This is a genomic window from Roseivirga echinicomitans (genome assembly GCF_001592935.1).
In the GTDB taxonomy this organism is placed as follows: Bacteria; Bacteroidota; Bacteroidia; order Cytophagales; family Cyclobacteriaceae; genus Roseivirga; species Roseivirga echinicomitans.
Genome location: NZ_LRDB01000050.1, coordinates 686,856 through 700,662 on the forward strand (window position 1 = coordinate 686,856; position 13,807 = coordinate 700,662).

At 38.8% G+C, this 13,807-nt stretch carries 13 protein-coding genes; 10 read left to right on the forward strand and 3 right to left on the reverse strand.

Translation table 11 applies throughout. The annotated features are described in order from the left end of the window. Positions 1 to 110 precede the first annotated feature (110 nt). Complete coding sequence (locus AWN68_RS17185) at positions 111 to 611, forward strand: metallophosphoesterase family protein (protein WP_068418474.1); 501 nt, start codon at positions 111 to 113, stop codon at positions 609 to 611. Between the two features lie 64 nt (positions 612 to 675). Here the strand turns inward: AWN68_RS17185 and AWN68_RS17190 are convergent, their stop codons facing one another. Both AWN68_RS17190 and AWN68_RS17195 read right to left on the reverse strand, forming a co-directional pair. After that, complete coding sequence (locus AWN68_RS17190; RefSeq protein WP_068418477.1) at positions 676 to 1,365, reverse strand: tetratricopeptide repeat protein; 690 nt, start codon at positions 1,363 to 1,365, stop codon at positions 676 to 678. Between the two features lie 21 nt (positions 1,366 to 1,386). Further along, positions 1,387 to 2,805 (reverse strand): CCA tRNA nucleotidyltransferase, encoded by a 1,419-nt coding sequence (locus tag AWN68_RS17195; RefSeq protein ID WP_068418480.1) that lies wholly within the window; start codon positions 2,803 to 2,805, stop codon positions 1,387 to 1,389. Between the two features lie 278 nt (positions 2,806 to 3,083). Between AWN68_RS17195 and AWN68_RS17200 the strand changes: the two genes are divergently transcribed. The 7 genes from AWN68_RS17200 (at position 3,084) to dapB (ending at position 10,482) form a co-directional block, all read left to right on the forward strand. Then, positions 3,084 to 4,697 carry a CTP synthase gene (locus tag AWN68_RS17200; RefSeq protein WP_068418483.1) on the forward strand — a complete coding sequence of 538 codons (1,614 nt, stop codon included), beginning with the start codon at positions 3,084 to 3,086 and terminating at the stop codon, positions 4,695 to 4,697. Between the two features lie 19 nt (positions 4,698 to 4,716). Next, entirely contained in the window at positions 4,717 to 6,546 is a 1,830-nt protein-coding gene (gene yidC / locus AWN68_RS17205) for a membrane protein insertase YidC (RefSeq protein ID WP_068418486.1), read from the forward strand. A 205-nt stretch (positions 6,547 to 6,751) separates the two neighbouring features. After that, positions 6,752 to 7,432: a metal-dependent hydrolase gene (locus AWN68_RS17210; RefSeq protein WP_068418489.1), complete on the forward strand. Its 681-nt coding sequence runs from the start codon at positions 6,752 to 6,754 to the stop codon at positions 7,430 to 7,432. An 8-nt stretch (positions 7,433 to 7,440) separates the two neighbouring features. Next, positions 7,441 to 8,205 (forward strand): ParA family protein, encoded by a 765-nt coding sequence (locus AWN68_RS17215; RefSeq protein ID WP_068418492.1) that lies wholly within the window; start codon positions 7,441 to 7,443, stop codon positions 8,203 to 8,205. 80 nt (positions 8,206 to 8,285) lie between these two features. After that, entirely contained in the window at positions 8,286 to 9,191 is a 906-nt protein-coding gene (locus AWN68_RS17220; RefSeq protein ID WP_068418494.1) for a ParB/RepB/Spo0J family partition protein, read from the forward strand. Further along, positions 9,191 to 9,769 (forward strand): DUF5683 domain-containing protein, encoded by a 579-nt coding sequence (locus AWN68_RS17225; RefSeq protein ID WP_068418496.1) that lies wholly within the window; start codon positions 9,191 to 9,193, stop codon positions 9,767 to 9,769. The genes AWN68_RS17220 and AWN68_RS17225 overlap by 1 nt, the downstream gene beginning before the upstream one ends. Then, positions 9,766 to 10,482 (forward strand): 4-hydroxy-tetrahydrodipicolinate reductase, encoded by a 717-nt coding sequence (dapB, locus tag AWN68_RS17230; RefSeq protein WP_068418499.1) that lies wholly within the window; start codon positions 9,766 to 9,768, stop codon positions 10,480 to 10,482. The genes AWN68_RS17225 and dapB overlap by 4 nt, the downstream gene beginning before the upstream one ends. Positions 10,483 to 10,500: 18 nt before the next feature. Here the strand turns inward: dapB and AWN68_RS17235 are convergent, their stop codons facing one another. Next, positions 10,501 to 11,784, reverse strand: coding sequence for a hypothetical protein (locus tag AWN68_RS17235; protein WP_068418501.1), 1,284 nt, complete (start codon positions 11,782 to 11,784; stop codon positions 10,501 to 10,503). A 167-nt stretch (positions 11,785 to 11,951) separates the two neighbouring features. Between AWN68_RS17235 and AWN68_RS17240 the strand changes: the two genes are divergently transcribed. Both AWN68_RS17240 and AWN68_RS17245 read left to right on the forward strand, forming a co-directional pair. Next, positions 11,952 to 13,139: a DUF4934 domain-containing protein gene (locus tag AWN68_RS17240; protein ID WP_068418503.1), complete on the forward strand. Its 1,188-nt coding sequence runs from the start codon at positions 11,952 to 11,954 to the stop codon at positions 13,137 to 13,139. Positions 13,140 to 13,255: 116 nt separating this feature from the next. After that, on the forward strand, positions 13,256 to 13,807 hold a 552-nt coding region (locus AWN68_RS17245), incomplete at its 3' end, for a 6-bladed beta-propeller (protein ID WP_157716312.1).

The window sequence follows — 13,807 nt, forward strand, 5'->3', positions numbered from 1 at the left end:
TCTAAAAATCAGCACTATACGAGGTATAATTTATCTTACTCCTTATTATCAACTATTCCATTTCGGGAAAAAACATCCCATTTCGGGAAAAATTATACACTTTTGTTGCTATGAAAATTGGTCTGATTTCAGATACCCATGGTTTCCTTCATGAGCGTGTTTTTCATCACTTTAAAGACTGTGATGAGATATGGCATGCGGGTGATGTAGGGGATATAAGTGTCATTGAACAACTAGAACAGTTCAAACCCACAAGGGGCGTTTACGGAAATATTGACGACAAAACGATTCAATCCATCTTTCCAGAGGAGCTTATTTTAGAAATTGAAGAGGTAAAAGTTTATATGATTCATATTGGCGGAAAACCTCCCAAATATGCAACAGGTATTCGAAAAAGGCTTGAAGAAATAAAGCCTCAATTATTTATCTGCGGCCATTCTCATGTTCTCAAAGTAATGGCAGATGACAGTTTGGGAAAGATGCTTTATATGAACCCTGGGGCAGCCGGAAACCATGGCTTCCATCAGGTAAGAACTTTATTGCGCTTCGATCTAGAAGCCGGAAGAATAAAAAACCTTGAAGTAATAGAGCTTGGCAAAAGGGGGATTTAAAAAGGCATCACCTGAATGGCAATGCCTTTTAAATGTTTTTTTTTATAAAAGAACTAAAAAGTTCTTACTTATTCGCTTCTTCTAAACCCATTTTTGCAGCTTCAAAATCAGGAGAAAGAGCTAATGCTTCATTAAAACGAGCTTTTGCATCTTCTTTCTTCCCTTGGTCCAATGCCATTAAACCACTTAGGTTTTTCAAAGCTGCTTTGAACTTAACCTCTTGAGTCGCCCCATCCTGTTTGGTCAAAGTGATCATTGCATCATCTTTCAGTTTACTCTCAAGTATTCCGATATTGGTATTCGCTTCTTCGTACCTCTTAATAGAATATTGTAAGTAAGCAATTTGGTAAAGGATATTATTGTCATCCAGTTTGAGCCACATTTCTTGATAATACTCAATGGCCTTATCATAAATTCTTAGTTGCTCATAGCTTAGGGCTGCTATTTCAGTGGCTACCATATTGCCTGGGTATTTTTTGAGAAGATCCATGGCTACCAAAGCACTTGAAGTGTATCTTCTATTATTATAGTAATATTCAGAAAGGGTTCTCATCACTGAACTATCCCCTGGGTCTAAAACCAACATATCATACAATGCCGCCTTTTGGACTTCTATATCATTATATAATTGTGCTTGATTATAAACTGCCATCGCTTTGGCATATTCATTCGATAGGTACGTACTATCTTGCCCGAATGACGCTACAGAAACCATCATTACGGCTGCGATCATCCAATACTTCATTTTTCTCATTGTATACTAATTCAGATTATTTCAACTTTTAACAACTTCAAGACCTCTTTCCCTACCTAGTTCTAGCATAAGGTCATAAGCCTGATCATATTCATTTTGAATTTTACCTTCCAACACCGCCTCTTTCAACGCCTCCTTAATCTCTCCTACCAAACGGCCCGGAGCAACTTTAAATGTGTTCATAACTACTTCTCCAGTAATTACGGGCTGGAAGTTACGAATTTTATCTTTTTCTTCTACTTCCTTCATCCGTTGTTCTACGGTGTCGAAATTCTGAAGGAATCGCTTTACTTTATTTTGGTTTTTCGAGGTAATATCTGCCCTGCAGAGCATCATTAAATCATCTGTATGCTCCCCTGCTTCAAATAAAAGTCTTCTAATGGCCGCATCGGTAATCTCATCCCTCACCAATGGGATTGGACGCAAATGAAGTCTCACCAATTTCTGTACCTTTTTCATTTCGGTACCAAGAGGCAACTTCATTCTTCTAAAAATATTAGGCACCATTCGAGCACCTTTGTCTTCATGGCCATGGAATGTCCAACCTACTTTTTTATTAAAGCGTTTTGTGGCTGGCTTGGCAATATCATGAAGAATAGCCGCCCAGCGTAACCATAGGTCATCGGTATTCTCACTGATATTATCCAGTACTTGTAAAGTATGATAGAAATTATCTTTATGTGACTTATCTTCAATGGTTTGCACCCCTTGCAGGGCGACCATTTCAGGGAATATCTTATCTAAGAGTTGTGCATAGAAAAGTAGTTTAAATCCGTAAGAAGGCTTCTTCGCCAAAATGATTTTGTTCAACTCATCGGTAACCCTTTCCATTGAAACAATCTCAATCCGTTCGGCCATTTTGGTAATGGCTTCAAAGGTATCTGGTTCAATATCAAAGTTCAATTGGGTAGCAAACCTAACGGCCCGCATCATCCTAAGCGGATCATCAGAAAAGGTAATTTCAGGCGCTAATGGAGTTCTGATTGTTCTTGAAGCCAAATCAGCTTGCCCATTAAAAGGGTCCATCAACTCTCCAAAACTATCTTTGTTAAGTGAAATGGCCATGGCATTGATTGTGAAATCGCGCCTGTTCTGGTCATCTTCTAAAGTGCCGTCTTCTACGATTGGTTTTCTAGAGTCACGCTGGTACGATTCTTTTCTAGCGCCAACAAACTCTAATTCCAAATCACCATTTTTGATCATAGCCGTTCCGAATGACTTAAAAACAGTGAAAGGCAAGTTCCCCCCTAGCTCATCATGAACTGCCTGGGCCAGTTCTACTCCTGAGCCCACACAGACAAAGTCGATGTCTTTTGAAGGTCGCTCCAATAAGATATCGCGTACATAACCCCCTACTACATAGGTCTCAACGCCCATTTTATCGGCAACACTGCCCACCAGCTTGAAAATATTGTTTTGTAAATGTTTTGAGAGGTTCATTCTTTAACCTTTTTTTTAAAAGGTGCGCAAAGTTAGCAGTAATTCAAAAGGGGACAAAAAGTAGATTAAAGGTTTATAAATTCACACTGACCTGCTCATAAAATTAGTTAAATCGGAGTTTCAAGTTTCATTTCAACTTTACAAAAGAATAAAAACGCTTCTAATCAATTTAGCCTCATTGTTTTAAAAGACTGTGGCAATCTTTCGTCAAGTTACCTTCATATCAAAGTAAATCTACTACCTTTGTACCCCATAAGTTATTCCATTTACTCTTACTTATGGCTTCTACAAAATACATATTTGTTACTGGTGGTGTTACCTCTTCTTTAGGAAAAGGAATTATTGCCTCCTCACTCGGTAACCTCCTGATGGCAAGAGGCTACCGTGTCACCATCCAGAAATTTGATCCCTATATTAATATCGACCCGGGAACGCTCAATCCTTATGAACATGGTGAATGCTTTGTAACGGACGATGGTGCAGAAACCGATTTGGATTTAGGTCACTACGAACGCTTTTTGAATGTTCGTACTTCTCAAGCCAACAACATTACTACTGGTAAGATTTACCACAATGTAATTACCAAAGAACGAAAAGGTGATTACTTGGGGAAGACGGTTCAGGTAATCCCTCATATCACCGATGAAATCAAAAGAAATTTCTACCGACTTGGCGAAACTGGTGATTACGATATTGTAATTACAGAAATAGGTGGTTGTGTTGGTGATATTGAATCACTGCCTTTTATTGAAGCCGTTAGACAAGCGAAATGGGATTTGGGTGAAGGCAACTTTTTGGTTATTCACCTCACACTAATTCCTTACTTAGCCGCTGCCAAAGAATTAAAAACAAAGCCTACTCAGCATTCAGTAAAACAATTACTAGAAGCGGGTATTCAGCCAGACATATTGGTTTGTCGTTCAGAAAAACCATTGCCTGCCGAAATCAGAAAGAAAATATCTCAATTCTGTAATGTACAGCTGAACTCAGTTATCGAGGCATTAGATGCTGATACCATCTATGATGTGCCCTTGATGATGCGCAAAGAGAAACTTGACGAACGTGTTTTAACGAAACTTAAGCTTGCACACAAAGAGCCTCCACACATTGACGAATGGAGGTCATTCTTAAGCAAGCTTAAAAACCCTACCAATGAAGTAAATATTGGCTTAGTCGGTAAATATGTCGAATTGCCTGATGCTTATAAGTCTATAGCTGAATCGTTTATCCACGCAGGTGCCCACTTAGAGTGCAAAGTGAACATTCACTGGATTTCTTCGGAGACAATTACTGAAAAGTCCGTTAAAAGAGCATTAAGCGATTTACACGGAGTATTAGTTGCGCCAGGCTTTGGAGAAAGAGGCATTGAAGGCAAAATTGAAGCTATTCGTTATGTAAGAGAGAATAATATACCTTTCTTTGGCATTTGTTTGGGAATGCAGTGCGCTGTTGTGGAGTTTGCACGAAACGTTTTAGGTTTCGAAGATGCGGCTTCATCTGAAATGGACAAGGACACCAAACACCCTGTAATTGATTTGATGGAAGATCAGAAAAAGATTACAGATTATGGTGGAACCATGCGTTTGGGTTCATATGAATGTAAATTAAAGAAGTCATCTAAGGCATATCAGGCTTATAAAACGTCTACCATACATGAAAGACACAGACACAGATACGAATTCAATAATAAGTATCTAGAGCAAATGGAAGCTGCTGGACTAAAGGCGACAGGGATCAATCCAAAATCGGGTTTGGTAGAAATTGTTGAGTTAGATAACCATCCTTACTTTCTTGGTTCTCAGTTCCATCCAGAATTAAAAAGTACAGTAATGAATCCTCACCCACTTTTTGTGAGCTTCATTGATGCCATAATACAGAATAAGAAAAACTAAGCATAAGAATAAAGAGAAGATGGATAGAAATCAGATGATCGGTCTCGGCCTGATTGCAGCGTTATTAATAACCTATGCAATCGTCTTCAAGCCGCCAGTAACCGAGGAAGATTTAGCAACGCCAACCACTACCGAACAAGCAGCGGTAACTACCCCACAGGAAGAGGCGAGCCAAGAAGAGACGAACACCCCTTTACCAGAGGCCATTGCAACTGACTATACTGACAAGTATGGCGTTTTTGCAGCTGGCGCCCAGGGTGAAGCAACGGACTTAACCATAGAAAACGAAGTAGCAAAGTTTACTTTCAGTTCCAAGGGTGGTATTATAAAATCGGTTGAATTAAAAGACTTTAAAACCTGGGACGGAAGGCCATTGATGCTTATTGACGAAGCCTCAACAAGTCAATCCTTGACGCTACAAACCGTTAAAGGAAATATTAACATAGCCGACCTATACTTTAAAGCAAGCCAAAACGGCACTAACCTTGTGAAAGGTGATTCGCTTCAGTTTAAATACACCATGGATTTAGGCTCAGGGAACTCAATTGAGCAGATTTATTCAATCGCTGGAGGTTCGTATGTGGTGGGTTATGAGATCAAAATAAATGGCCTCAATAGCACAATCATTGGTGATCAAATGAACTTTGTGTGGGCACATCAAATGAAGCGTTACGAGAAAAACTTATCCGATTCTCGTATCAAGTCAACCATCAAATGGTACACGCTTGCTGAGGACCTAGACGATTTAAAAGCATCAAGCAACGACATACAACAAGAGCAATTAACAGAGCCATTAAAGTGGTTAAGTTTCGATCAGAAATTCTTTAACGCTGGTATTATTTCAGAAAAGGGGTTCAGTGGCGCTTTAGTAAGCACAGAAGTTCCTGTTCAGGACACAACCATTGTTAAAACTGGTGAAATGCGTTTGGCCATTCCCGTAGCGGATTTATACAGCGGTAGCCAACTCAAATATTACTTTGGACCAAACAATTACAGGATCCTAAAAAAGGTAACGCCTGGTTATAAAGAGAATATATACCTAGGTTATAAAATGGTGAGCTGGGTGAATAAACTCATCATCATTCCTTTGTTCCAGTTCTTAGAGATGTACATCTCTAGTTACGGAGTCATCATCATGATCATTGTTTTGATCATTAAGCTGGCGTTATTCCCGCTTACGAGGAAGTCCTACCTGTCGATGGCCAAAATGAAGGCATTGAAACCAGAACTGGACGAGCTGAAAGAAAAAACAGGTGGCGACCAACAAAAAATGCAGCAAGAGCAAATGAAGCTCTATCGTGAAATGGGTGTTAACCCAATCAGTGGCTGTATACCTATGGTGCTACAAATGCCAATTTTGTTCGCCATGTTCTTCTTCTTCCCTAACTCTATTGAGTTAAGAGGAGAGTCATTCTTATGGGCAACTGACCTTTCAACCTACGATGTACTTTTCAACTTACCATTTACCATTCCTTTTTATGGTTCTCACGTAAGTGGTTTTACCTTGCTCATGACAGTCTCTACCATACTCTACACCTGGTCGAACAACCAAGTAAGTACAGTGCAAGGCCCAATGAAAAGCATTGGTTATTTTATGCCAATCATATTCATGTTTGTGTTGAACTCGTATTCTTCTGGACTAAGTTTCTACTACTTCGTTTCCAACATCATTACTTTTGGTCAGCAGGCCATTATCAGACGTTTTGTGGACGAAGACAAGATTAGAGCAACACTACACGAGAACAAGAAAAAGAATGCAAACAAGGGCAAGTCTAAATTCCAGCAGAGACTGGAAGATGCAATGAAAGCTGGCCAAGAAGCCAAAAAGCAGCAAAAGCCTAAAAAATAGAACCTCTCAAACTTGTCAAAAAAGGAAGGCCTAAATGGTCTTCCTTTTTTGTTTCATCTCTAGAGAATAACTAATTCTATCAGGCACAATCAATTATTAAGGCTTCACACATTCATCATTTTCTATTGATGTAGTTCTCTTAATTCTTTCAATGATTCTTCTATCTTTGTAGGCTATTGACGAACCTAATCAGAGTCTACAACACATGAAATTCACCTTTTACGGACACTCTTCTTTCATGGTAGAAACAATGGGGAAGAAGTTGCTGTTCGACCCATTCATTACACCAAATGAACTGGCCAAAGACATTAATATCAATAAGTTAAATCCAGATTATATTATCTTGAGCCATGGCCATGGAGATCATATTGCAGATGTAGAAGCTATCTACTTCAATTCTAATGCAACACTGATTTCTAATTTTGAGGTGGTGAATTGGTTTGAAGCAAAAGGGGTAGAAAATGGACACCCAATGAACCACGGTGGTTCATGGAGTTTCGATTTTGGAAAACTGAAAATGGTAAATGCAATTCACTCCAGCTCAATGCCCGATGGCAGCAATGGAGGAAACCCAGCAGGTATTGTCATAACGAACAAAGAAGGCTGCTTCTATTATTCAGGTGATACCGCTCTTACAAAAGACATGGAGCTTATTGGCGAAGAATTCAATTTAGATTTCTCTATTATGCCTGTAGGTGATAACTTTACTATGGGAGTTACCGATGCTATAAAAGCAGCAAAAATGGTGAAATGTAATACCTTAATTGGGGTACATTTTGACACCTTCCCTTATATCATCATAGAGCATGAGGAGTCGATAGAACAAGCTGAAGCCGCTGGCGTAAAGCTTATATTACCAGAAATTGGAGAACAAATCACTTTTTAGATTTAAGAATGGGTAAGATAATTTCCATAGCAAACCAAAAAGGAGGAGTAGGTAAAACTACGACCGCCATGAACCTTGCTGCAAGTTTGGCAGTATTGGAATACAAAACATTAGTGGTAGATGCTGATCCTCAAGCAAACACAACCTCCGGCTTAGGGCACAATCCCAGAGAGGTAACAAAAAGTATTTATGAATGCATGGTGGGCAAAGAAGGCATTAGGGACTGTATTATGCCCACAGATGTTAACTTTCTAGACCTGCTACCTTCTCACATCAACTTGGTTGGGGCGGAGATAGAAATGGTAAGCCTTTCCAATAGAGAGGAAAAAATGAAACAAGTGCTGAGCGAAATCAAAGATGATTATGATTTCATATTGATTGACTGTGCCCCTTCGCTTGGTTTAATTACGATCAATGCATTAACAGCCTCAGATTCCGTCATTATTCCTGTACAGTGTGAGTACTTCGCTTTAGAAGGTTTAGGCAAACTTTTGAATACAATTACCATCATCCAAAAGCGTTTAAATGCTGCACTCGCAATTGAGGGCATTCTTCTAACGATGTATGATGTACGTTTAAGGCTTTCCAATCAGGTGGTTGAAGAAGTACACACGCATTTTAAAGACATGGTTTTCGAAACCATTATTCCTCGAAATGTAAAACTGAGTGAGTCTCCTAGTTTTGGACTTCCTGTAATTGTTCACGATGCAGAAAGTAAAGGGGCTTTGGCTTACCTCAACCTTGCAAAAGAGATAGGAGATCGTATAAATTAGATTCATCAATGAATTCAGTCTATGGATTCCTGTAAATGGAAGCCCTTGAAACTGAATCATTCATTTAATATAATATCATTATGGCAGCAAAAGCACCCAAAAAGAAAAGCGTATTGGGCAGAGGATTAGGTGCGCTTTTGGAAGATTCAAATTCTGAAAGCAACAAAAATCTAGAACCTTCATCAGTAGGAACGATGAATGAAATCAACCTTGATCAAATCGAGGTAAATCCTTATCAACCCAGAACCCATTTCGATCGGGTAGCATTAGAAGAGCTTGCCGATTCAATAAAATTACAAGGAATCATTCAGCCCATCACAGTGAGGCAATTGAGTGAGGGAGAGTTTCAGTTGATTTCAGGAGAACGTAGATTCCAAGCTTCTAAAATTGCTGGACTCAAGAGCATTCCTGCCTATGTAAGAACTGCCAATGACCAGCAAATGCTGGAAATGGCCATTATTGAGAACATTCAGAGAGAAAATCTGAATGCCATCGAAATTGCTCTGAGTTATCAAAGACTCCTTTCTGAATGTAAAATTAAACAGGAAGAGCTTGGAGAGCGCGTTGGTAAAAACAGAACCACTGTAAACAACTACTTGAGGTTGCTTAAACTTCCGCCAGATATTCAAGCTGGTTTGCGTGACAATAAGATTTCCATGGGCCATGCCCGTGCCTTAATCAACATTGAAGATGTAGACAAGCAGTTGCACATCTACAAACAGACTGTAGAAGAAGAACTTTCTGTGAGAAAGGTGGAACAGTTGGTACGTGATTTGATAACCCCAAAAGAGGAAAAACCGAAGCCAGAAAAAACGGGAGATAGTAAGCACAGAACTTATGAAGTTCGGCAAATTCAGCAAAAGCTTTCTTCACATTTCGGCACAAGGGTAAACCTAAAAGCAGACGGACAGTACAGAGGTGAAATAAAAATACCATTTGTTTCTACTGAAGACCTGAACCGCATTTTGGAGATCATAAACTTGTAATGCAAAAAATTATATTCCTCGTTTCCTTTTTGGCCTTAGGCTTTGGGGCAATGGCCCAAGACCTCGTTGAAGTAATGGACAAAGGCCTATTAGAAGGAGACACTGTGCCTAATGTTGAACTCAGAAAGGAATATGACCCTAAAAAAGCTTCTACCCTATCTGCTATTTTTCCGGGCTTAGGCCAGATTTATAACGACAGCTGGTGGAAAGCCCCCATCATTTATGTGGGCATGGGCACAGCCATTTATTTTGTTGATTTTAACAATAAAAAGAGAAAAGAATTCACAGTACTGGTTGAAGACCTACTTGAACAACAAGAAAATGGCCAAACCATTAACGCAAACGAATTGAGGGTGTACCGAAGAAATGCTGATTATTGGCGCAAAAATCGTGATTTAGTATTTCTTACTACACTCGCTATTTACGGCTTAAACATTATTGAAGCTTCGATTGACGCCCACCTCAAAGGCTTTAATGTAAGTGATGACCTTGCCAGTTTCAAACCAAAACTTGGTGTAATTAATAGCGGCACTCCCTATATTGGTGTGGGAGTAACTATTCCAATCAGATCGAGATGAAAATTCTTTTATTAGGTTACGGAAAAATGGGTCAGATGATAGAAAAGCTGGCCTTAGATAGAAATCATAGTATTGTTGCTAAAATTAATGTAGACAATAGAGCGGATTTAGGTAGTCTATCTGCAGATGCTGTTGATGTCGCCATAGATTTCAGTCAACCTTCTGCCGCTCCTGATAATATCAAATGGTGTGTCAATCATCAAATACCAGTGGTGGTAGGTACCACAGGTTGGGCAAGTCACAAAGCAGAGGTTGATCAATATTGTATTGACAATGGAGGCACGTATTTGGTAGCTTCAAACTTCAGTATTGGGGTAAATATTTTCTTCAAGTTGAATAAGTTTTTGGCCAAACTCATGAACAGCCAATCTGACTATGAAGTGAGTATGAAGGAAATTCACCATACCCACAAACTGGATGCGCCCAGCGGAACAGCCATTACCTTGGCCGAAGGCCTAATGGAAAACATACAGACCAAAACCAAATGGGTGAACCAAGCCTCCGACAAACCAGAAGAATTATCCATTATTTCTGAACGTGTTGACCCTGCTCCTGGCACACACTCCATTCAATACGATTCAAGAATTGATTCCATAAAAATTACGCATACTGCGCATTCCCGAGAAGGTTTTGCCATGGGCGCCCTACTGGTTGCTGAATGGCTTCCTAACCAAAAAGGCGTAAAAACCATGGAGGATTTCTTGCAGTTTTAATAGCCAACAACACCGCTGCTAATCCAATTTCAGTTTATACCTCACAATCAGCTTATAATCTCTTTCCTGAGCGTAATCGTTGTTATATAAAACATATAGAGCATTCAAGTCACTGCCGCCAATGAGCTGCCCTCTCAAATCTGAGGTACTTCTAAAGTATTCTTCCCCCAGCTGAGGAGACAATGCTTCCAATTCAAAATCTTGCTTTACAACGCTACCATCCTTGATCAACAGGTAATAGAATTTATAGGTCGATTTTCGTAATGTTTCCCAATACTCACTCTCTGACAATCCTCCTGAATTCATCAATTGACCAGCCTGCGTATTCGATATTGCACTGCTATACCTTATCAAAGTATAATCACCAAGCTGTACCATATCGTGGTAGGCTGAATTGGTCAGCTTTCCCGCATTCCCTGCAGCCGCAATCGGCTCATTTCCACTACTAAAATAAGCTGGCTTCAAATCAATGACATTCAAAAGACTCCCATCTGCTATTGAGTATTGATGCAGTTTTTGGAATTTACTAAACAGCACACTCAATACCCCTGTTCTTTTATTGAAAGCCATTCTTGGGCTTGTCCCGTCTATGGTCTCATCTGCAATTCCCTCTGGAAAACCATAGTTCTGAATTGTATACTCATTAATACCATCATCTGACCCTAACAAACCGTTCAAGTCAAAAATCCTAAAGGACTTCATATAGGGATAAGGATTGTCCTGGTTTTGGAATGCTTTCATAGACATTGTAGTATACCCCAAAGCGAGGTTTCCATTCTGAAAAGCACTGATATCAAACGGTATATCTAAATAAGTTCTTTGGGTATTCAAGGTTTTACTGCGCCCCAGTAAATTTCCATCAAAATCATAAACAAAAAATCCGATCTGAGTAAAAACCCCTATTCTATTATCATCAAGAAATAGGTTATTCTTAGCCCCTATACCATGATTGACTGGGCCATCTCCTGTATTATTAAATTGCCCAAGAACCTCACCTGCCCCATCGACAATTATGAAACCTATTTCATTACCCTTTGGCATAACTTTAGGTGGCAGCAACTCACTGAAACCATCAGCTACATCACCCAGTAAAAAGAGGTTATTTTCGGAATCATAATCATAAATTTTTATTGGACTCAAGACATCAATCTTAATTGAGTCTTTGGGGATTAAGCTTACCTCTCCACTTGCTTGACTACTTTCTTTACTCCCTTCATTTGAGCAGCTACTTACATTAGAAAAAACTGTCAGAGCGAATACCGCTCTCAACAAGAATAAACACTTGGTGTATTTAATTTTCATAGAGATTAAGTAGTGTAAAGAATATATGTTTTTAAAGTACAAGCCCTTCTTTCCTCGAATCTGTAACGTTTGTTTTAGTAGTTAAACTAACTTACATTTAATACAACTATCAATTTAGTAGTATTAAGAATTAGTCTTTTAAAATAACCTATATAATCCGAATCATCATGAATTATAAAAAAGTATTCTTCCTGCCATTAGCTTGCATTACTATATTTTCCAGTAGTTGTAGTAATAAAAAAGAATCTAATGAAACTACGAATCAACTAAATTCAGGTGCGGTAGTTATTGATATCGAAAAAGCACTTAAAGAAGGTACTTCACAATACCTAAGTCAGTTTAGTTCTGAAATTGAATATGTTAGACTCGAAACGGCAGACGAGGGGTTCGTTGCTACTGCATACCCACGAGCCTATGTATTGGAGGATTACATTTACACTGTCGCTTTCAGGCAAATACTTCAGTTTGATAGAAAAACAGGGAAGTTTATTAAAGAATTAAGCCACTATGGTTATGATCCAGAGGCTTATCAATATACCCTTCCTTCTATGCACCCAACAACGTCTAATGAAATTTATGTTAGAACTGGTAACCGAATCAAAACTTTAAATTCAAATGGAGAAATTAAAACTATAGCTTCGGCTCCCTCAGAAGTTGAAAATGCTTTCGAAGTAGAGGACGGTTATTTTGCTGGCTATATCAAGAACATGAGTTGTACTGTCACAGAGCTAATAGTTATTTTTAATAAGAAGGGAGATGTAATAAAAAGCTTTCCTAATCACCAACAATGTGAGCCAAATCGAACTAACTCATTTTCCCTCCGCTTAAGCGAAGGCCTGTTTTTCACTAGTAAAAATGATGTCTTTTTTAAAGAAGCCTTTAACGATACCGTTTTTCAGGTGACAAAGAATAAGCTTTTACCGGCTGTTATATTTAATATGGGAGAACACTCTCCACCCTATGAAAAGAAAGAAATCATGGAGGACGATGATTACTTCAACATGTATTCGCTGAATAGTATTGATTTAAATGATAATTACGTGTTTTTTAGCCTCAACTATCAAGGAAAAACATATAGTGCCTACCACGATATTAAAGAAAATAAAACACACCTTGCTTATGAGAGATATGCGCAAACATCTAGCTTTCAAGATGATTTAAATGGGTTTATACCTTTCTCTCCACAGTATATCAACGACCAAAATGAACTAGTGAGCCATGTGGCAGCAGAAGTCTTATACAACTGTTTTAAAGACAATCCTGATAAAATCGAATCACTACCTAAAAGCTTGCAGAAGCTAAAGGACATAGACCGAGAAGATAATCCGGTCGTAATGATTGTGAAGTTGAAATAAGCCTTGGCGCATCATGCCAATAAGAAACTACTACAGAAAGAAGAGATATCGGCCATTAAAATCATAGGCATCGCAGTACTGAACTAGGCTCTCTTTAAAAAAAGCTATATTTAAATATGATTAAACTCATCTCTTCTTTTGTGTTTCTTCTTTATACCCTAAACCTAACCGCCCAAACACCACCTAAGTTCGAGCACTTTAAAATTGACATTGACGCTCCAATGGTTAATTTCTTTGATGCCATTGAACATATTAAAATCATCAGATTAGAAGAAACTGAAAAGACACTATTAGGGGAGATTGATCATTATTTCAAAACGCCTTCGGGCTTTGTCATTCCTTACATGCCTATTAATAAACCAGCTAGGCTTATCCTTTTCAATGAGCAAGGAAACTATATTAATGAAATTAGCAAGAGTGGGCTAGGCCCAGAAGAGTACAGAAATATTAGCGATGCATGGTTTAAGGATGGCCACATAGCGCTATTTAGCGGGTGGTCAAGAAGAATTCAACGTTATACTGAGGCTGGTGAATACGTTGGGTCCATTGAAGCCAGGTATGACAAATCAATTAGTGGTTGGGCAATGATTCCTTATCAAAAAGGCTACGTGTTTCATCAAATAGGAACACCTCCAAATGGTAATGAACTCATATTTACCGATAACCTT

Bases quoted from the DNA above. Each gene is read 5' to 3' on its own strand.
- AWN68_RS17185 (WP_068418474.1), top strand. From the start codon at position 111: ATGAAAATTGGTCTGATTTCAGATACCCATGGTTTCCTTCATGAGCGT.
- AWN68_RS17190 (WP_068418477.1), bottom strand. From the start codon at position 1,365: ATGAGAAAAATGAAGTATTGGATGATCGCAGCCGTAATGATGGTTTCT.
- AWN68_RS17195 (WP_068418480.1), bottom strand. From the start codon at position 2,805: ATGAACCTCTCAAAACATTTACAAAACAATATTTTCAAGCTGGTGGGC.
- AWN68_RS17200 (WP_068418483.1), top strand. From the start codon at position 3,084: ATGGCTTCTACAAAATACATATTTGTTACTGGTGGTGTTACCTCTTCT.
- yidC (WP_068418486.1), top strand. From the start codon at position 4,717: ATGGATAGAAATCAGATGATCGGTCTCGGCCTGATTGCAGCGTTATTA.
- AWN68_RS17210 (WP_068418489.1), top strand. From the start codon at position 6,752: ATGAAATTCACCTTTTACGGACACTCTTCTTTCATGGTAGAAACAATG.
- AWN68_RS17215 (WP_068418492.1), top strand. From the start codon at position 7,441: ATGGGTAAGATAATTTCCATAGCAAACCAAAAAGGAGGAGTAGGTAAA.
- AWN68_RS17220 (WP_068418494.1), top strand. From the start codon at position 8,286: ATGGCAGCAAAAGCACCCAAAAAGAAAAGCGTATTGGGCAGAGGATTA.
- AWN68_RS17225 (WP_068418496.1), top strand. From the start codon at position 9,191: ATGCAAAAAATTATATTCCTCGTTTCCTTTTTGGCCTTAGGCTTTGGG.
- dapB (WP_068418499.1), top strand. From the start codon at position 9,766: ATGAAAATTCTTTTATTAGGTTACGGAAAAATGGGTCAGATGATAGAA.
- AWN68_RS17235 (WP_068418501.1), bottom strand. From the start codon at position 11,784: ATGAAAATTAAATACACCAAGTGTTTATTCTTGTTGAGAGCGGTATTC.
- AWN68_RS17240 (WP_068418503.1), top strand. From the start codon at position 11,952: ATGAATTATAAAAAAGTATTCTTCCTGCCATTAGCTTGCATTACTATA.